Below are 18,127 nucleotides of genomic sequence, written 5' to 3'. Positions count from 1 at the left end.
GCGGATCAGAGCTTCCAGCCGGAGTGCAGCGCTGCGATGCCGGCGGTATAATTGGTGTAGCTCACCCGGGAGAAGCCGGCCGTGCGGATCATCGCCGCGAAGTTCTCCTGGTTCGGAAACTTGCGGATCGACTCCACGAGATACTGGTAAGGCTCGGCATCGCCGGTGATTGCCTTGCCGAACTTGGGAATGGCATTGAACGACCATGCGTCATAGATCTTGTCGAGAACCGGCAGTTCCACTTCCGAAAATTCGAGCACGAGCAGGCGGCCGCCGCGCTTCAGCACCCGATAGGCTTCCGACAGCGCCACCTCGATCCTCGGTACATTGCGGATACCGAAGGCGATCGTATAGGCATCGAAGCTGTTTGCTTCGAAGGGAAGGTCCTCGGCATTGGCCTCCACGAAGGTGAGGTTCTCCGAAAGCCCCTTCTTTTCCGCCCTCTCGGCGCCGACGCCGAGCATGGAGCCATTGATGTCCAGCACGGTCGCATGTGCCTGGCGGTTGGAGGCTTCGACGATGCGGAAGGCGATGTCGCCCGTACCGCCGGCAACGTCGAGCACTTTGTAGCCCGGCTCCTTGCGCGGGTTCAGCGCCGCAATCATCGCATCCTTCCAGACGCGGTGCATGCCCATCGACATGACGTCGTTCATGATGTCGTAGCGCTTGGCAACCTTGTGGAAGACCTCGTTGACGAGACCCTGCTTCTCGCCGGTCGGCACCTCGCGGAAGCCGTAGGATGTTTCCATGCCGCCATCGGCGGAGATACGGCTGTCTGACATCAAGCTACTCCGTTCACATCAAGAATTCGGCGCGGCGACCATAGCGAAAACGTGGCTGCGGCGCTATCTGTGGGCCACGGTCCGCCCGCGGCACGTTGGCGCTATAGCGCACATCGCAGGCGGTTGAAACACGTTAGATATAGATGGGTTAAGATGCCGGAATTGCCAGAAGTCGAGACGGTGAAGCGCGGCCTGACGCCGGCGATGGAAGGCGCACGCATCGAAAGGCTGGAATTGCGTCGCGGTGACCTGCGCTTCCCTTTCCCGAAGGATTTCGAAAATCAGGTCTCAGGCCGCACGATCATCGGCCTTGGGCGGCGGGCCAAGTACCTGCTGATCGATCTCGACAGCGGCAAGACGATCATTTCCCATCTCGGCATGTCCGGCTCCTTTCGGATCGAGCAGGGTCCGGTCACCGGCACGCCCGGCGAATTTCATCATGAGCGCTCCAAGGACGAGAAGCACGATCACGCCGTCTTCCATCTGGAAGGCGAGGGTGGTCCGCGTCGCGTCATCTACAACGACCCGCGCCGCTTCGGCTTTATGGATATTGCCGATCGCTCCGAGCTCGACGCGAACCCCTTCCTGTTTGGCCTGGGGCCGGAGCCGACCGGCAATGAACTGTCGGCCGCCTATCTGGCCGAACGTTTCGCCGGCAAGGCCCAGCCGCTGAAGGGCGCACTGCTGGATCAAAAGACCATCGCCGGGCTCGGCAATATCTATGTTTGCGAGGCCCTGTGGCGGGCACATCTCTCGCCCGTGCGTGCAGCCGGCACGCTGGTGACGAAGACGGGCAAGCCGAAGGAGCCGCTGAACCTGCTTGTCAGTTCGATCCGCGATGTGATTGCCGATGCGATCGCTGCCGGCGGATCGTCACTGCGCGACCACATTCAGACGGATGGCTCGCTCGGTTACTTCCAGCATTCCTTTTCCGTCTATGATCGCGAAGGTCTTGCTTGCCGCACGCCGGGCTGTGGCGGTACGGTCTCGCGCATCGTGCAGGCTGGCCGTTCCACCTTCTATTGTGCCACCTGCCAAAAATAGGAGCGCGCGATGGCCTATGAAACCCTGATCGTCGAAACCCGCGGCAATGTTGGTCTGATCACGCTGAACCKGCCGCAGGCGCTGAACGCCCTGAATTCGATAGTGCTCAAGGAATTGAAGCGCGCTTATGCGGCCTTTCACGCGGATGATGCCATCGGCGCGATCGTGCTGATCGGTTCCGAGCGCGCCTTTGCCGCCGGCGCCGATATCAAGGAAATGCAGCCGCTCGATTTCGCCGAGGTCTATAAGAGCGATTTCATCAGCGGCTGGGATGAGATCGCCAAGGCCCGCAAGCCGATCATCGCTGCCGTCAGCGGTTTTGCACTCGGCGGCGGGTGCGAGCTTGCCATGCTTTGCGACTTCATCATCGCCTCGGAGACGGCGAAGTTCGGCCAGCCGGAGATCACGCTGGGGGTCATTCCGGGGATTGGTGGCTCGCAGCGCCTGACGCGAGCGGTCGGCAAGGCCAAGGCAATGGACCTTATCCTGACCGGTCGCATGATGGATGCGGCCGAAGCCGAGCGCTCGGGACTCGTTTCGCGTGTGGTGGCGCCTGAGCGGCTTCTAGACGAGACACTGGAGGCGGCCGCCAAGATCGCATCGCTGTCGCGTCCCTCGGTATTGATGGCTAAGGAGGCAGTCAGCCGCGCCTTCGAGACCACGCTGGAGGAAGGTCTGCGTTTCGAGCGCCGTCTCTTCCAGAGCCTCTTTGCGACCGAGGACCAGAAAGAGGGCATGGCTGCCTTCGTCGAGAAGCGCAAACCGGTCTTCAGGAACAGGTGAGCGGGCGGCGCTGGGAAAGGGGCTTTTCCTTGAAAATGCGCGTTGACGTCGCGCAGCTTTAGAGTTATATGCCCGCCCACGGTTCGGAAAGCCGCTCTGGTTTTCCGCTAATGCTCCCGTATTGCTGAATTGAGTGGCCGCAGGGCCAGCGCGGTAATGGCGGAGTTTTGTTCGAATTCTTGAGAGAGGCATCCATGGCCAATACAACCTCGGCGAAAAAGGCGACTCGCAAGATCGCTCGCCGTACCGCAACCAACAAGGCTCGCCGTTCGCGCGTTCGCACCTACGTTCGCCAGGTCGAAGAGGCGCTCGCGGCTGGTGATGCTGCCAAGGCAAAGGAAGCCTTCATTGTCGCTGAGCCAGAGCTGGCACGCGCCGCAAGCAAGGGCGTCCTTCACGCCAACACAGCATCCCGCAAGGTCTCGCGCCTTGCTGCTCGTGTGAAGGCTCTTTCGGCCTCTGCAAGCGCCTAAATATTTCATTAACGAATTGCTCGTTATGATTAGCCCGGTAATTTTACCGGGCTTTTTCGATTCAGCTGGCCGCCGCGGATATAGTTAATCCGGCGACGATTTCGTGTCAGAGGCATGACAGGAAAAATTGTTTTAAAACAATGGCTTACGCAAGGATCCTTTCAAGGCTTGCGACTCTGGTCACGCAGCCCGTGGCCCCAAATGAGTCAAGAAGATTTTTTCTTTTTTCTTTTTATACGTGTCCAAAATAGCCCAGCAGGGGAATCTCCTTGATTCAAAAGCGATTCTTTTTTGACGTTGGTGTGACGCCCTAAAGGCCCCGCCGGAGTCAATGGCCGCTTGTTAATTTTGCGTAAAATTCATCGTTGATCTTGCCTTTTGATCCTGCCTAAATGGCGTCCAGCAAAGGGCGCGGACATCACCTGCAGAAGTCAGTCCAAACTGCCAAGTCGGCGGGATGATGACACTGTGTCACTTGCAACGGAGCGCACAGCTTCCGTTTTCTCAACGCACTCGACGACATTGTGCCGTGACGTGGCTGTCACGGGACGGGGACGTTTTGTGCGCTTCGTGGCCACACGTTTTGCGCGAGGCCAGGAGAAGGGCAGGGGATAGAGTAACATTGCGTTCGGGCTGGCAGGCGAAAAACGAGKATCGGCTGCCATCCTGACATGGAGAATTCGTGACGGTTGTCGCATGAACGCGACCACCGCAGGGGCTCCGTGTCGGTCCTGGAAACAGGACAGTGTTTGTGTGAACCGGCAGGCGGATGGCTCATGAGGGTGCCGTCGGCTTTGTMAAAGCGGGGAATGATCGGGCGGCTGTTAGCAAATGACCKCCCGAGGAAATGAAAGGCGGCATTATGCAGATGAATTMGATTACGACGGGTGCACTGGATAACGGGGAAGCTGCACAGCAGTCTTTCGGTTCCATTCACCTGGGCGCGAAGGAAGAAAAGACGGATATGAAGCATGGCGTTCTCTTCGACCGCGTTAGCGCGCGTCTGAAGGCACAAGTCGGTCCTGACGTCTATGCAAGCTGGTTTGCACGGCTCAAGCTTCATTCGGTTTCCAAGAGCGTCGTTCGTCTTTCCGTTCCCACGACCTTTCTGAAGTCGTGGATCAACAACAGGTATCTCGATCTCATCACCGGTCTTTTCCAGGCCGAAGATTCCGAAATCCTGAAGGTCGAAATCCTTGTGCGCACGGCAACGCGCATCGGTACGAAGGCGCTGGACGATGCAGTCTCCGTCGAGACGGTCACCCAGCCCACCCAGCTTCGCCGCCCGGCATCTGCCCAGCCGGCGGGGCAGATCGTTCAGCAGGCTGTTTCGGCCGCCGCTGCGGCGCGCCCGGCAAATGTCGGTTCGCCGCTCTTTGGCTCGCCGCTGGATTCCCGCTTCACCTTCGACACTTTCGTCGAGGGGAGCTCCAACCGTGTGGCGCTCGCCGCCGCAAAGACCATCGCGGAAGCAGGTCAGGGCGCTGTGCGCTTCAACCCGCTCTTTGTCCACGCGACCGTCGGCCTCGGCAAGACGCATCTGCTGCAGGCGATCGCCAATGCCGCCGTGCAGAACCCGCGTGGCCTGCGCGTTGTCTATCTGACGGCCGAATACTTCATGTGGCGTTTTGCGACCGCAATCCGCGACAATGATGCACTGACGCTGAAGGATTCGCTGCGTGCCATCGATCTTCTCATCATCGACGACATGCAGTTCCTGCAGGGCAAGATGATCCAGCACGAGTTCTGCCACCTGCTGAACATGCTGCTCGACAGCGCCAAGCAGGTTGTCGTCGCCGGCGACCGGGCGCCGTGGGAGCTGGAATCGCTCGATCCACGCGTCCGCTCGCGTCTGCAGGGTGGTGTTGCCATCGAACTCGATGGTCCCGACTACGAGATGCGTCTCGAAATCCTGAATCGTCGTCTTGCGGTCGCCCGTCTGGAAGATCCGTCCTTGGAAATCCCGACCGATCTGCTGCAGCACGTCGCCCGCAACGTCACGGCAAGCGGCCGTGAGCTGGAAGGCGCCTTCAACCAGTTGATCTTCCGCCGCTCCTTCGAGCCGAACCTGTCGATCGAGCGCGTGGATGAGCTTCTGGCCCATCTCGTCGGTTCCGGTGAGCCGCGCCGTGTGCGTATCGAGGATATCCAGCGTATCGTCGCGCGTCACTACAACGTCTCGCGACAGGAATTGGTCTCGAACCGCCGCACGCGTGTCATCGTCAAGCCGCGCCAGATCGCCATGTATCTGGCGAAGACACTGACGCCGCGCTCCTTCCCGGAAATCGGCCGCCGATTCGGCGGACGCGATCACACGACGGTTTTGCACGCCGTTCGCAAGATCGAGGAACTGATCTCGGGAGACACGAAGCTTTCGCATGAGATCGAGCTTCTGAAGCGCCTCATCAACGAATAGGCGGTGGATTGCCATCGCCATCCGACAGCCGGGAGCGATCCCGGCTGTTTTCTTTTATAAGTATTTTATTCTATACAGCCTCCACGTGAGAAAAACGCGCCAGTGAAAAAGCCGGCGCTCGGGAGGATATCAATGAGTTTTCAGAAAATTGCCGTGGTCGGCCTCGGCAAGGTCGGACGGCTGGCAGCGACGCTGTTGCATGAGGGCGGCTTCGAGGTGATCGGCGTCGATGCGCACCTGCCTCAGGGCGATCTGCCGTTTAAATGCCGATCCGGCGATATCACCAGTACCTCCGTCATCGGCGAGTTGCTGTCGAGCGTCGAAGCGGTCCTGTCCTGCCTACCCTATCATCTGAATATAGAGCTGGCTCGGGCGGCTCATCTCGCCGGCATCCACTATTTTGATCTGACCGAGGATGTGCCGACCACCAATTTCATCATCGAGCTTTCCAAGACCGCTCGCGGCCTGATGGCGCCGCAATGCGGCCTGGCGCCCGGTTTCGTCGGCATCGTCGGCGCAAGCCTTGCCGATGGCTTCGACCGCTGCCGCTCGATCCGCATGCGTGTCGGCGCCCTGCCGCAGAACCCGACCGGGCTTCTGGGTTATGCTTTCAATTGGTCGCCGGAAGGTGTGGTCAATGAATATCTGAACGATTGCGAGGTCATCGAGGGCGGCGTACGCAAGCTCGTCTCGCCCATGGAGTGGCACGAGACGATCTATGTCGGCGGCGTCAAGCTGGAAGCCTTCACGACCTCGGGCGGGCTAGGCACCATGTGTGACACCATGCTCGGCAAGGTCGACAATCTCGACTACAAGACGATGCGTTATCCTGGCCACATGGAGCTGATGAATTTCTTCTTCCACGAGCTTCTGATGCGCGACAGGCGCCAGCTTGCCGGCGAGATCCTGACCAATGCAAAGCCGCCGGTCGATGACGACGTCGTCTACGTGCACGTCGCGGCCGAAGGCACAGTCAATGGCGGCCTGCGCCGCAAGGAGTTCGTGCGCGCCTATTACCCGATCGAGATTGCCGGCGCACGGCGCACGGCGATCGCCTGGACGACGTCGGCTTCTGTGGTTGCCGTCATCGAGATGGTCCGCGACGGCCTGCTGCCGGCCAACGGCTTCCTGCATCAGGAGCATATTCCGCTGGACATGTTCCTGAAGACCCCGACGGGCAGCCTGTTCAAAACAGGCACGACTCATCGGAACTAGCTGTGAGCTTCTGAAAGCAGCCAGCGCCGGAAGGCAGCGACCGCCGGTCGTTCCAGCGCTGTGCCTGGATAGACCAGATGGTAGGCAAGCCTGCTTGCGAGCCCCAGCGGAAACGGCGCCACGAGCAGGCCTTCGGCAAGCTCCTTCCCAATGAAGGAGCGTCGCATCAGCGCCACGCCGAAACCAGATTTCATCGCCTCGAAGGCGCCGTTGCCGTCGCTGAAGATCGGGCCGCGGGAGGCATCCACCCTAGTGGCGCCCGCTGCCGCCAGCCAGAGCTGCCAATCGCGGCGGTAGACGTCGTGGATGAGCTGATAACCCGCAAGCTGATCCGGGGAAGGATGGGCGCCGAGGGCCACCGCAATCGCCGGCGTGCAGACCGGCACCAGTTCATCATCCACCAGACGCTCGCTGATCAGCCCCTCGTAGCCGCCAAGTCCGTGGCGGATGGCGAGATCGATCCCGTCACGTTCGAAATCGAACATGCGATGGGAGGCACTGATGCGCACATCGATATCAGGATGCATGTCCTCGAACCGCTGAAGCCGTGGCAACAGCCAGTGCGTCGCAAAACCGGCCGTACAGGTAAGCGCCAGTGAATTGCCGCGCCGCCGTGCCGTCAGCGATGCCGTTGCCTCGCGCACGAGTTGGAAGGCTGTGCGCAGCGTCGCGAAGTAATCGCGGCCCTCGGTCGTCAGCAGAATCTGCCGCGTACGCCGCTCGAAAAGCGACACGCCAAGCGAGGCCTCGAGATCGCGAATCTGCAAGCTGACAGCGCCCGGTGTGACATGCAGCTCGTGCGCTGCCTGCGTCATGCTGAGATGGCGCGCCGCTGCCTCGAAGGCGCGCAAGGCCGAGAGCGAAGGCAAGGGATCAACCATGATTTAGCTCAGCTCAATTATACGAGGAGAAATGCTCGTTTGCCGGACACGTAGAGATACTAATAAAAACAAATGTCTCTGGCAAATCTGCGTCGGTTTGCTCGAGAGAACGATTTAGCAAAGCTCGATGAAGGAGATTATCATGGCTGTACAGAGAACCATGGGAACCGGTGAATGGGCCATGCTGATCGTCTTGTCGCTTCTCTGGGGCGGCTCCTTCTTCTTCAACGGCATTCTGGTGAAGGCGCTGCCGCCTTTCACGATCGTGACCGCGCGCGTGCTACTTGCCGCCATCGCGCTCAATCTGATCGTGCGGGCGATGGGACATACCATGCCGCGCGACAGGCAGAGCTRGATCGCTTTCTTCGGCATGGGACTCTTGAATAATATGATCCCCTTCTGCCTGATCGTCTGGGGCCAGACGCATATTGCGAGCGGCCTTGCCTCGATCCTCAACGCCACGACGCCGCTTTTCGCCGTGGTCGTCGCCCACCTGCTGACGGCAGACGAGAAGCTGACGGCAAACCGTCTCTTCGGCGTGATCGTCGGTTTTGCCGGCGTAGCCTACATGATCGGCTTCGATGTCTTGAGGGATCTCGGTTCGAACGTGCTCGCCCAGCTCGCGGTCCTCGGTGCGGCCTTCTCCTACTCCCTGGCAGGCATCTGGGGCCGGCGATTCCGCCGGATGGGCCTGGCGCCTTTGATCCCAGCCGCCGGACAGGTGACGGCTTCGACTGTGCTCATGCTGCCGATCGCCCTGATTGCCGACCAACCCTGGACGCTCGCCATCCCCTCTGCCGAGACCTGGCTGGCGCTGCTCGGCCTCGCGATACTCTCCACGGCTGTGGCCTATGTTCTGTTCTTCCGAATCCTGGCCACGGCTGGAGCCACCAACCTGATGCTGGTAACCTTCTTGATCCCCGTCAGTGCGATCCTGCTAGGGGCGCTAGCGCTCGGCGAGCAGTTGCAGCTCAAGCATCTGATCGGCATGGCGCTGATCGCCGTCGGCCTTGCGGCGATCGATGGAAGGCTCGTCAACTTGGGGAAGAGGCGCACTGCCTGATGTGATTCAGCAGGCGAGGTCCGCGACGACGGAATCGAGGATCAGCATGCCTGACGGAGTGCAGCGCAGCCGCGAATTGCCGATCCGYTCGATGAAGCSGTGTTCCAGTAAAAACTCTTCGCGTTTCGGATCGAGATCGCGGCCGGAAAGCTGCTGCCAGCGAGCGAGATCGACGCCTTCTTTCAGGCGCAGGCCCATCAATAGCAGTTCGTCGGACTGTTCCTCGAAGCCGAGGCGCTCCTCGTCGACGATGCCGTGCCCGTCGCGCTCGACGAGGTCCAGCCAAGCCTCAGGTTTGCGTTCCGTAGCGGTTGCGATCTTTTCTGCGCAGCGCGTCAGGCGCCCATGCGCGCCAGGGCCGATGCCGGCATAATCACCGTAGCGCCAATAGGTGAGGTTATGTCGGCTCTCCGCGCCGGGCCGGGCGTGGTTGGACACCTCATAGGCAGGCAGTCCTTCACGCTCGGTGATTTCCTGCGTGGCCTCATAGAGTTCAGCGGACTGGTCCCCATCAGGCACGATCAGCTTTCCGGCCTTGTGCAGGCCATAGAAGGGCGTGCCTTCCTCGATGGTCAGCTGATAGAGCGAGAGATGATCGACCGCATAGGAGATCGCTTCCTTCAGTTCGCGCTCCCATTCTTCCACCGTCTGGTTCGGCCTGGCATAGATCAGGTCGAAGGACATGCGCGGGAAGATGTCGCGCGCCAGCTTGATCGCCTTCAGCGCATCGGCGACGTCGTGCAGCCGCCCGAGGAATTTCAGGTCACGGTCGTTGAGCGCCTGCACGCCGAGCGACACACGGTTGACGCCGGCAGCGCGATAGCCGCGGAAGCGTTCCGCCTCGACGCTGGAAGGGTTGGCCTCCATCGTGATCTCGATGCCATCAGGCACATGCCAGTACCGCGAAATGCCATCAAGGATCGCATCGACCGTTTCCGGCTTCATCAGCGAGGGCGTGCCCCCGCCGAGGAAGATGCTGGTCACCGTCTTCGGCCCGCTCATCTGGCGGGCAGTGGCGATCTCCTTCAGGAAAGCGGCGACATAGCGCTCCTGATCGACCGGCTGATGCCGGACATGGCTGTTGAAATCGCAATAGGGACACTTCGCCGCGCAGAAAGGCCAATGCACATAGACCCCGAAACCGGGCTCGCCGGTATCTGGCAGAAGCTTTGCGTCGGGCATCAGCGCAGGCGACTCGATCATGTTCAAAGCTTGGCCCTATGCTTCCAGGCAGGTTTCGACAAAGAGCTTGAAGGCGCGGGCGCGATGCGACAGAGCCTGCGGTTTGCCGATACTCCAGCCATGCTTTTCTTCCGCGCTCATCTCGCCGAACGTCACATCATAGCCTTCCGGCTGGAAAACCGGATCATAGCCGAAACCCTGCATTCCGCGCGGCGGCCAGGCGACGGTGCCTTCCACTTCGCCGCGGAAAAGCTCGGTATGGCCATCCGGCCAGGCAAGGCAGAGCACGCTGACGAAACGCGCGGTGCGCTGTTCGGGCTTCTTGGCGCCGGCCTTTTCCAGTGCCTTCTCGACCTTTTCCATCGCCATGCCAAAATCGCGGGTGCCGTTGCCGGTCTCCGCCCAGTCGGCCGTGTAGACACCCGGATCGCCGCCGAGTGCATCGACGACGAGACCCGAATCGTCAGAAAGCGCCGGCATGCCCGAGGCTTCAGCCGAGGCGAGCGCCTTGATCGTCGCATTTTCCTCGAAGGTCGTCCCGGTTTCCTTGGGTTCGATGAAATTGAGTTCGGCAGCCGATTTGGCGGTAAAGCCGAGCGGCCCGATCAGATCCTGAATCTCGCGGATCTTGCCCTGGTTATGGCTGGCAACGACAATGGTCTTGGTTTCGAGCTTACGCATAAAATATCCTTATTCCATGCCCCAGATTTTCGCCTCCGCGCATTCCAGGCTGTTGCCATCAGGATCGCGGAAATAAATCGATCGGCCGCCCTGCGGCCAGTGAACCTCGGATTCGATACCGATACCGGCTGCCTGCAGCTTCCTGGCCATCTGATCGAGATAATCTCCCGAAACCCTGAAGCAGGCATGGCCCTTTCCGGTCGTGCCATGCGGCGGAACCTGCAGACTGTCAGGTGCCGGCGGCTTCATCGTTTCCTTCGGGTTAAAGATCAGCAGTACGCCCGATCCGCACCGGAAGAACACATGGCGGTTGCCCGACCGTGCGATCTTCTCGAGACCCAGCACATTCCCGTAGAAGGCTTCAGCCGCATCGAGATCTGCGGCATAAAGCGCGGTTTCAAGAATGCCTTCGATCGGGTGGGCCATTACCGCCTCTTGGTCCGGCTGTCCCCGAAACGGGGACAAGGAAAATTCATTGATAGGCCCGAACGGATGCCCTCAGGCGATTGCCTGCTTCTGCAGGTCCACCAGTTCGGCGATACCGGCCTTGGCAAGGCCCATCAGCGAAGAAAATTCTTCCTCGGTGAAAGGCGTGCCTTCCGCCGTGCCCTGAATCTCGACGATACCGCCGGCGCCCGTCATGACGAAATTGGCATCGGTTTCGGCAGAAGAATCTTCGAGATAGTCKAGGTCGATAACCGGCTGGCTGGCGAAGATGCCGCAGGAGATCGCCGCGACATGATCCTTCAGGACGCGGTCGGCCTTGATCATGTTGCGGGTTTCCATCCAGCGCAGGCAGTCGTAAAGCGCAATCCAGGCCCCGGTGATGGAGGCCGTACGCGTGCCGCCATCCGCCTGGATAACGTCGCAGTCGAGCGTGATCTGGCGCTCGCCGAGCGCGGTCAGGTCGACCACAGCGCGCAGCGAACGGCCGATGAGGCGTTGGATCTCCTGCGTGCGGCCACCCTGTTTGCCGGTAGCGGCTTCGCGCTTCATACGCTCGCCTGTCGCGCGCGGCAACATGCCGTATTCGGCGGTAACCCAGCCCTTGCCGCTATTGCGCAGCCATGGCGGTGTCTTGTCTTCAAGGCTTGCCGTGCAGAGCACATGCGTATCGCCGAATTTCACCAGGCAGGAGCCTTCGGCATGCTTGGAAAAATTGCGCTCGAAGGAGACCTTGCGCATCTGGTCTGTTTTTCTGCCTGAAGGCCGCATTCTCTTCTCCTGAAACATGATGCCGAAAAGCGTGAGCGGGTCCCGGCAATGCCATGCCTGCATCTGTATTGTCGCCCGCTTCTACGATTGGCTGCGTGCATTTGCAAATTCCCTTTTGCCACGGGGGTAAGTTTGGCTATATTTCCCGGATATCATTCAGTACGGGTGCGAAAGTTCATGAGCTACAGGTCGACATCGGTTTCGGATGCCGTGGCCGCGCTGGATGAACGATCCAAGGAAATCTTCCGACGTATCGTCGAAGGTTATCTGGAGCACGGCGAACCGTTGGGTTCCCGCAATCTGTCACGTCTTCTGCCCATGTCACTGTCGCCCGCCTCTGTGCGCAATGTCATGAGCGACCTGGAAGAACTGGGGCTCATCTATTCGCCGCATGTCAGTGCCGGCCGCCTGCCCACGCAGGTGGGGCTGCGCTTCTTTGTCGATGCCTTCATGCAGGTCGGCGATCTCTCTGTCGAGGAGCGCGCCAGCATCGACCGACAGGTGCGGGCCGGAAACCGCGACAATCCCGTGGAATCGATGATGAACGAGGCAAGTCGCATGCWCTCGGGCATTTCGCGCGGCGCCGGCCTCGTCATCACGTCCAAGAGCGATTCGGTGCTGAAGCATGTCGAGTTCATCCGCCTGGAGCCTACCAAGGCTCTGGCCGTGCTTGTCGGTGATCACGATCAGGTGGAAAACCGAATCATCGAGCTGCCTGCGGGCGTTACCTCTTCGCAGCTCACCGAAGCCGCAAATTTCCTCAACGCGCACATGACCGGGCAAACGCTGCCGGAATTGCGCCTGCAATTGAGCCGACTGAAAGATGAAGTTCGCCACGAGCTCGATGCGCTGTCGCGGGATCTCGTGGAGCGTGGCATTGCCGTATGGGCCGGCAACTCGGACGAGACAAAGCCAGCGCAACTCATCATCCGCGGCCGCGCAAACCTGCTGGAAGGCGTGGGCGGGGCGGAAGACCTCGACCGTCTGCGCCTGCTCTTTGACGACCTGGAGAAGAAGGACAGCTTGATCGAGCTCCTGAACCTTGCTGAAAGCGGACCCGGCGTGCGCATCTTCATCGGTTCGGAGAACAAGCTCTTCTCGCTTTCCGGTTCCTCCCTGATCGTTGCCCCCTATCGCGATGACGACGACCGCATTGTCGGAGCGGTGGGCGTGATTGGCCCCACGCGGCTTAATTATTCCCGCATCGTGCCGATGGTGGACTATACGGCCCAGCTCGTGTCGCGCCTTTCGCGCGGATCTCTCTGATCCCTCACGCGAAACCGGCTGAATTTCAGCTTCTTCGTCACGCAGACTTGATTTTTTCCGGCCAAACATCGATATCGGGCGCATCTGAGAATATATGAACCGGAGACCGTCATGACTGATGAAACGACGCAAAACGGACCTGACGCAGCTGCGGCAGAAGCCGCAGCCCACGCTGCCGCAAACGTCGAGAATGAAGCCGTGAAGGAAGCAGCTGCAAGCGAACCAGATCCGCTTGAGCTTCTGAAGGCCGAGAATGCCGAACTGCGCGACCGCTATTTGCGGCTCGCGGCCGAAATGGACAATCTGCGCCGCCGCACGGAGCGCGAGGTCAAGGATGCCAAGTCCTATTCCGTCGCAGGCTTCGCTCGCGACATGCTGGCCGTCTCGGACAACCTGCGCCGCGCGCTCGACTCCATTCCTGCCGAAGTGAAGGAAACGGCCGATGCCGGCCTGACCACGCTGATTGAAGGTGTGGATATGACCGAGCGTTCAATGCTCTCGGCTCTCGAGCGCCACGGCGTTCGCAAGCTGGAGCCGGTTGGCCAGAAGTTCGACCCGAACTTCCATCAGGCGATGTTCGAAGTGCCGAATACCGAAGTGCCGAACAATACGGTCGTGCAGGTGGTGCAGGCCGGTTTCTMCATCGGCGAACGCGTGCTGCGCCCGGCCATGGTCGGCGTTGCCAAGGGTGGTCCGAAACTCGTCGAAGCCGAGGCCAACTCGGTGCTGGACGAGAAGGACGCCTAAGACGATAAGGACGCCCGACAATTAAGAAAAGGCCGCGCTGGCGGCCTTTTCTGTTCCTGTCTAACCTTGGTGGATCATATCCGCGCGAAGCGCTCGATCAGCAGATCGAAGAATCCGTCGGCATCCACGTGGCGCATGACCTTCGCATTGCGCTTGCGGTCGGTCACATGCCACCAGTCGACGACCGTCATGCCGACTGTCAGCTCCGACGTCACCTCGATCTCGACATTGCAGTCCCGGCCCTTGAAGAGTTCGGGTTTCAGCAGGTAGGCCACCGTCGTCGGGTCGTGCAGCGGGCCGCCGTCCGAGCCGTATTTTTCGATGTCGAAGCGCTCGAAGAATTCCAGCATCTCCACCATCGCCTTGGCCGGCGCGGTGCCGATCTCGGCCATCCGCTTCACCCGGTCCTTGCGGGTCAGAAGCTGGTGCGTGACGTCGAGCGGCATCATGACGACAGGCACGCCCGAGCGAAACACAATGTCGGCCGCTTCCGGATCGACGTAGATGTTGAATTCCGCAGCCGGCGTGATATTGCCGCCTTCAAAGAAACCGCCACCCATCATCACAAGCTCGCGGATACGCGGAATGATGTCGGGCGCCTTCCGGAAAGCCATGCCGATATTGGTCAGCGGTCCGAGCGTACAGAGCGTGACGGTGCCTTCCGGCTCGCGTCGCAGCGTTTCGATAATGAAGTCGACGGAATGCTGTGCCTGCAGCGGCATCGTCGGCTCGGGAAGGGTCGGGCCATCGAGGCCGGTCTTGCCATGCACATGCTCGGCGGTAACCAGCTTGCGGGCGATCGGCCGGTCGGCGCCGGCAAAGACCTTGATGTCAGTCCGCTCGCAAAGCTCGCAGATGATGCGCGCGTTGCGGCTCGTCAGAGACAGCGGCACATTGCCGGCGACGGTAGTGATGCCCAGCACGTCAAGCTCTTGCCTGCTGCCGAAGGCCAACATGATCGCGGMGGCATCGTCCTGGCCGGGGTCGGTGTCGATAATGATTTTTCTCGGTTCTGCCATCCGAATCGTTCCATCCTCTGGTGCGCGTCGCTCTGGCATGCACCTTCTCATTGTCTTCATGCTCCCGTAACAAATCAGCACATCGCGCCGGGGCATGTTTTGATGCGGGGCGTTGCGTCCTTTGTCAAGGAAGCGGTCTTGTGAGGCTTCGCCTTAAAATGGGGGAGGCCTGGTTGGGTGGCCATCGCGCCTTGCAGCGGGCAACCGTCGTTCCCATATTAGCGGTACCCGGATGCTGCTTGTGAGGTCCGGAGAGGTCGCTTGCATCAAGGACTTTGGAAGATGAGTCGCATTACCCCTTTCGCCAGCCCGCTACTTCTGGGCTTCGATGCCATGGAAAAGACGCTTGAGCGGATTTCCAAGGCAAGCGACGGATATCCACCCTATAACATAGAACGCATCGCGGCAGGTTACGACGCGCCTGAACGGCTCCGCATCACGCTTGCCGTTGCCGGTTTCAGCGAAGAAGACCTCGATGTTTCCACTGAGGAAAACCAGCTTCTGATCCGTGGCCGCCAGGTCGATCAGGGCGAGCGCGATTATCTCTATCGCGGCATTGCGGCCAGGCAGTTCCAGCGCACCTTCGTTCTCGCCGATGGCATGCAGGTTCTAAGCGCAAGCCTCAAGAACGGTCTGCTGTCGGTTGATCTAATTCGCCCGGAACCGGCCCGCATGGTCAAGAAAATTAACATTTCGGTTTCACAGTAGCACAACGGTTTGCTGAACCGTTGGTCCCTTCTCCCGGAGGAACAGGAATGTTGATGAAAGAAGCCACGTCGCGTTTGACCAAGTCCGAACTTGCCGGCATCGGCAATGGCGAGGTCGCCTATATCCGCAAAATACGCAACGAAGAGGTTGCAAGGTGCTTCCCTGAGGCGCCGGATATCGATCCAAGCGTTGATCTCTGGGCATTGTTCGGCGCCGATGGTACGCCGATCCTGCTGACGGATAACCGCTCCAGCACCTTCTTCAAGGCTGCCGAAGACGAGCTGAAGACGGTCAGCCTGCATTGATCACGACCGGCCTGCCGCAGGGCTGGCCGTCAGAATGCATGTGTGAATAAGGGCAATGGGCGATGCAAGGGCCACATGCGGGTCCCTTGCCCATGCGTATAGCCGCCTTCCAGCGTTTTCCCGTTTTCGACAACGCTGAGACTGCGGCCGATGCGATATCGAGCGATTTGCTCTGAGCCGATGCGCGTGGCGTCGATCTTGCTCTCTTTCCGAATCCTCCCGGGACATACGACCAGCAGCGCTTGGTTGAGAGCCGTGCGGTATAGCTCGGCAGTCCGGCATTCTTTCGATCCTCGAAAACCTTCCGGCGACAAGGGCAACCGCCGTCATCGGCTGTTCCGAACGCCGTGGCGATCTCGTAGACTAGGTCAGACGCGCTTGAACGTGAGATAGGCCGAGGAGCGGCCTTCGCKGCGCGCCTTGGCTTCATAGCGGGTGCTCGGCCAGCCTTCATAGGGCGTCAGCCAGTCGGCGGCATTTTCCGCCATCCATTCAAAGCCGCCATGGTCGCGGCATTTCAACAKAGTCCAGTTCACATAGGTGTCGATATCCGAGGCGAAGCAGAAGAGCCCGCCTGGCTTCAGCACGCGGTGGAAACGGTCGAGATTGGTCTTCGAGACGAAGCGCCGCTTCCAGTGCTTCCGCTTCGGCCAGGGGTCCGGATAGAGCAGGTCGATCTGATCGAGGCAATGATCGGGAAGCCAGTCGAGGAGCTGCGTCGCGTCGTCATTGTAGACGCGCACGTTGCGCGCACCCGTTTCGTCGACGCGCGCCAGCAGCTTCTGCATGGAGTTCACAAAAGGCTCGACGCCGATAAAGCCCGTTGACGGTGTTTCCAGCGCGCGATGAATGAGATGTTCCCCGCCGCCGAAGCCGATCTCCAGCCGCATTCTTTCGACCGGATCAGGGAAGAGATTCATCGGCGGCTCCGGGGGAGCCGCCGAAAGGTCGATGAGGAATGCCGGGAGCAGGGTAGTGAGCCTTTCGGCCTGCTGTTCGCGCAGCGCCTTCCCCTTGCGGCGACCGAAGAAGGCTTCGGTCGCGCGGCCCCGGCGTTCCATGTCCGTCATGCAGCAGCCTTGGTCTTGACGGCGTCCTTGAGGCCCTTCACGAGATCCGTGCGCTCCCAGGAGAACGAGCCGTCGCGGCCGGCCTTGCGCCCGAAATGGCCGTAAGCCGAGGTCTTGGCATAGATCGGCTTGTTCAGGTCGAGGTGACGGCGAATGCCCGACGGCGACAGGTCCATGTTCTCGCGGATCGCAGCTTCGACCTGGTCCTCGGAAACACCCTTGCCGGTGCCGTGCAGGTCGACATAGATCGACAGCGGCTGGGCAACGCCGATAGCGTAGGAGAGCTGGATCGTGCAGCGGTCGGCAAGGCCGGCGGCTACGACGTTCTTGGCGAGGTAGCGGGCAGCATAGGCGGCCGAACGGTCGACCTTGGTCGTGTCCTTGCCGGAGAACGCGCCGCCGCCATGCGGAGCAGCGCCGCCATAGGTGTCGACGATGATCTTGCGGCCGGTAAGGCCGGCGTCACCATCCGGGCCGCCGATGACGAATTTGCCGGTGGGGTTGATGTACCACTTGCAATCGTCAGCGATCTTCAGGTCGCCAAGGGCTTCGCGGATATAGGGTTCGACGACGCTGCGAACCTTCTTCGAATCCCAGCTGTCGTCGAGATGCTGGGTGGAAAGAACGATCGAGGTGGCCTCCGCCGGCTTGCCGTCGACATAGCGTACGGTCACCTGGCTCTTGGCGTCGGGGCCGAGCTTTGCGACTTCGCCTTCGCCCTTCTTGCGGGCGGTAGCGAGCAGCTGAAGGATCTTGTGGGAATAGTAGATCGGCGCCGGCATGAGGTCTGGGGTTTCCTTGCAGGCGTAGCCGAACATGATGCCCTGGTCGCCGGCACCTTCGTCGCCCTGCTGGTCGGCGGCGCTGTCCACGCCCTGCGCGATGTCGGCAGACTGCGAGTGGAGCAGCACGTCGATCTTGGCCTTCTTCCAGTGGAAGCCGTCCTGCTCGTAACCGATGTCCTTGATGGCGCGGCGGGCAGCAGCCTTGAACTTCGACGGATTGATGACGTCGTTGCCGTCCTTGTCCTTCTTCATCAGGCTCGGCGGCAGGCGAACTTCGCCGGCGATGACGACGCGGTTGGTCGTTGCAAGGGTTTCGCAGGCAATGCGCACGCCCCACGGATTGACGCCTGTCTTTGCCGCTTCGCGGTAAACCAGATCGACGATCTCGTCGGAGATGCGGTCACACACCTTGTCCGGATGACCTTCGGCAACAGATTCGCTGGTAAAGAAATAATTCGCGCGCATTTCGGGATTCCCCTCAAAGAACAAAAG

The 18,127-nt window shown here is 60.4% G+C and carries 19 protein-coding genes; 10 read left to right on the top strand and 9 right to left on the bottom strand.

Annotation, left to right across the window (positions count from 1 at the left end; genetic code table 11):
- Window positions 1-5 precede the first annotated feature (5 nt).
- Entirely contained in the window at window positions 6-782 is a 777-nt protein-coding gene (gene ubiE / locus AC1DNW_RS10375; RefSeq protein WP_113307749.1) for a bifunctional demethylmenaquinone methyltransferase/2-methoxy-6-polyprenyl-1,4-benzoquinol methylase UbiE, read from the bottom strand.
- A 153-nt stretch (window positions 783-935) separates the two neighbouring features.
- On the opposite strand from ubiE, the gene mutM reads away from it, so the two are divergent.
- The 5 genes from mutM (at window position 936) to AC1DNW_RS10350 (ending at window position 6,713) form a co-directional block, all read left to right on the top strand.
- Complete coding sequence (mutM, locus tag AC1DNW_RS10370; RefSeq protein ID WP_113298317.1) at window positions 936-1,826, top strand: bifunctional DNA-formamidopyrimidine glycosylase/DNA-(apurinic or apyrimidinic site) lyase; 891 nt, start codon at window positions 936-938, stop codon at window positions 1,824-1,826.
- Between the two features lie 9 nt (window positions 1,827-1,835).
- Window positions 1,836-2,609 carry an enoyl-CoA hydratase gene (locus AC1DNW_RS10365; protein ID WP_477852594.1) on the top strand — a complete coding sequence of 258 codons (774 nt, stop codon included), beginning with the start codon at window positions 1,836-1,838 and terminating at the stop codon, window positions 2,607-2,609.
- A 194-nt stretch (window positions 2,610-2,803) separates the two neighbouring features.
- Complete coding sequence (rpsT, locus tag AC1DNW_RS10360; protein ID WP_113298319.1) at window positions 2,804-3,082, top strand: 30S ribosomal protein S20; 279 nt, start codon at window positions 2,804-2,806, stop codon at window positions 3,080-3,082.
- Window positions 3,083-3,944: 862 nt separating this feature from the next.
- Window positions 3,945-5,498 carry a chromosomal replication initiator protein DnaA gene (gene dnaA / locus AC1DNW_RS10355; protein WP_477852592.1) on the top strand — a complete coding sequence of 518 codons (1,554 nt, stop codon included), beginning with the start codon at window positions 3,945-3,947 and terminating at the stop codon, window positions 5,496-5,498.
- Between the two features lie 132 nt (window positions 5,499-5,630).
- Entirely contained in the window at window positions 5,631-6,713 is a 1,083-nt protein-coding gene (locus tag AC1DNW_RS10350) for a saccharopine dehydrogenase C-terminal domain-containing protein (RefSeq protein WP_113307751.1), read from the top strand.
- Here the strand turns inward: AC1DNW_RS10350 and gcvA are convergent.
- Window positions 6,710-7,594: a transcriptional regulator GcvA gene (gene gcvA / locus AC1DNW_RS10345; RefSeq protein WP_113307752.1), complete on the bottom strand. Its 885-nt coding sequence runs from the start codon at window positions 7,592-7,594 to the stop codon at window positions 6,710-6,712. The two genes, AC1DNW_RS10350 and gcvA, sit on opposite strands and share 4 nt — an antisense overlap.
- 142 nt (window positions 7,595-7,736) lie before the next feature.
- Here gcvA and AC1DNW_RS10340 point away from each other — a divergent pair, with 142 nt between their 5' ends.
- Complete coding sequence (locus AC1DNW_RS10340) at window positions 7,737-8,657, top strand: DMT family transporter (RefSeq protein ID WP_477852589.1); 921 nt, start codon at window positions 7,737-7,739, stop codon at window positions 8,655-8,657.
- 6 nt (window positions 8,658-8,663) lie between these two features.
- On the opposite strand, the gene hemW is transcribed toward AC1DNW_RS10340, so the two are convergent.
- The 4 genes from hemW to rph form a co-directional block, all read right to left on the bottom strand.
- Complete coding sequence (gene hemW / locus AC1DNW_RS10335) at window positions 8,664-9,860, bottom strand: radical SAM family heme chaperone HemW (protein WP_477852588.1); 1,197 nt, start codon at window positions 9,858-9,860, stop codon at window positions 8,664-8,666.
- Window positions 9,861-9,875: 15 nt separating this feature from the next.
- Window positions 9,876-10,520, bottom strand: a complete 645-nt coding sequence (rdgB, locus tag AC1DNW_RS10330) for an RdgB/HAM1 family non-canonical purine NTP pyrophosphatase (protein ID WP_477852586.1) — start codon at window positions 10,518-10,520, stop codon at window positions 9,876-9,878.
- A gap of 9 nt (window positions 10,521-10,529) precedes the next feature.
- A complete protein-coding gene (locus tag AC1DNW_RS10325) occupies window positions 10,530-10,946 on the bottom strand; it encodes a VOC family protein (RefSeq protein ID WP_113298325.1) in 417 nt (138 codons plus the stop codon).
- Between the two features lie 72 nt (window positions 10,947-11,018).
- A complete protein-coding gene (gene rph / locus AC1DNW_RS10320; RefSeq protein ID WP_113298602.1) occupies window positions 11,019-11,735 on the bottom strand; it encodes a ribonuclease PH in 717 nt (238 codons plus the stop codon).
- Between the two features lie 177 nt (window positions 11,736-11,912).
- Here rph and hrcA point away from each other — a divergent pair, with 177 nt between their 5' ends.
- Together hrcA and grpE are read left to right on the top strand one after the other, a co-directional pair.
- The gene (gene hrcA / locus AC1DNW_RS10315; protein ID WP_477852584.1) at window positions 11,913-13,001 is read left to right on the top strand and encodes a heat-inducible transcriptional repressor HrcA; all 1,089 of its coding nucleotides are present in this window, start codon (window positions 11,913-11,915) and stop codon (window positions 12,999-13,001) included.
- A gap of 111 nt (window positions 13,002-13,112) precedes the next feature.
- A complete protein-coding gene (grpE, locus tag AC1DNW_RS10310; protein WP_477852582.1) occupies window positions 13,113-13,748 on the top strand; it encodes a nucleotide exchange factor GrpE in 636 nt (211 codons plus the stop codon).
- A gap of 74 nt (window positions 13,749-13,822) precedes the next feature.
- Here the strand turns inward: grpE and AC1DNW_RS10305 are convergent, their stop codons facing one another.
- Window positions 13,823-14,767 (bottom strand): nucleoside hydrolase, encoded by a 945-nt coding sequence (locus AC1DNW_RS10305; RefSeq protein WP_477852580.1) that lies wholly within the window; start codon window positions 14,765-14,767, stop codon window positions 13,823-13,825.
- Between the two features lie 282 nt (window positions 14,768-15,049).
- Between AC1DNW_RS10305 and AC1DNW_RS10300 the strand changes: the two genes are divergently transcribed.
- Together AC1DNW_RS10300 and AC1DNW_RS10295 are read left to right on the top strand one after the other, a co-directional pair.
- Window positions 15,050-15,475, top strand: coding sequence for an Hsp20 family protein (locus AC1DNW_RS10300; protein ID WP_113298329.1), 426 nt, complete (start codon window positions 15,050-15,052; stop codon window positions 15,473-15,475).
- A gap of 47 nt (window positions 15,476-15,522) precedes the next feature.
- The gene (locus AC1DNW_RS10295) at window positions 15,523-15,780 is read left to right on the top strand and encodes a BQ00720 family protein (protein ID WP_113298330.1); all 258 of its coding nucleotides are present in this window, start codon (window positions 15,523-15,525) and stop codon (window positions 15,778-15,780) included.
- A 368-nt stretch (window positions 15,781-16,148) separates the two neighbouring features.
- Here the strand turns inward: AC1DNW_RS10295 and trmB are convergent, their stop codons facing one another.
- Both trmB and metK read right to left on the bottom strand, forming a co-directional pair.
- Complete coding sequence (gene trmB / locus AC1DNW_RS10290) at window positions 16,149-16,850, bottom strand: tRNA (guanine(46)-N(7))-methyltransferase TrmB (RefSeq protein ID WP_477852579.1); 702 nt, start codon at window positions 16,848-16,850, stop codon at window positions 16,149-16,151.
- Window positions 16,847-18,100, bottom strand: coding sequence for a methionine adenosyltransferase (gene metK, locus AC1DNW_RS10285; RefSeq protein ID WP_113298332.1), 1,254 nt, complete (start codon window positions 18,098-18,100; stop codon window positions 16,847-16,849). Before metK ends, trmB begins: the two co-directional genes overlap by 4 nt.
- Between the last annotated feature and the right edge of the window lie 27 nt (window positions 18,101-18,127).

Source organism: Rhizobium sp. 05L429 (assembly GCF_056397645.1).
Note: the sequence above shows the minus strand (reverse complement) of the source record. Positions and strands in the feature narration are given on the sequence as shown.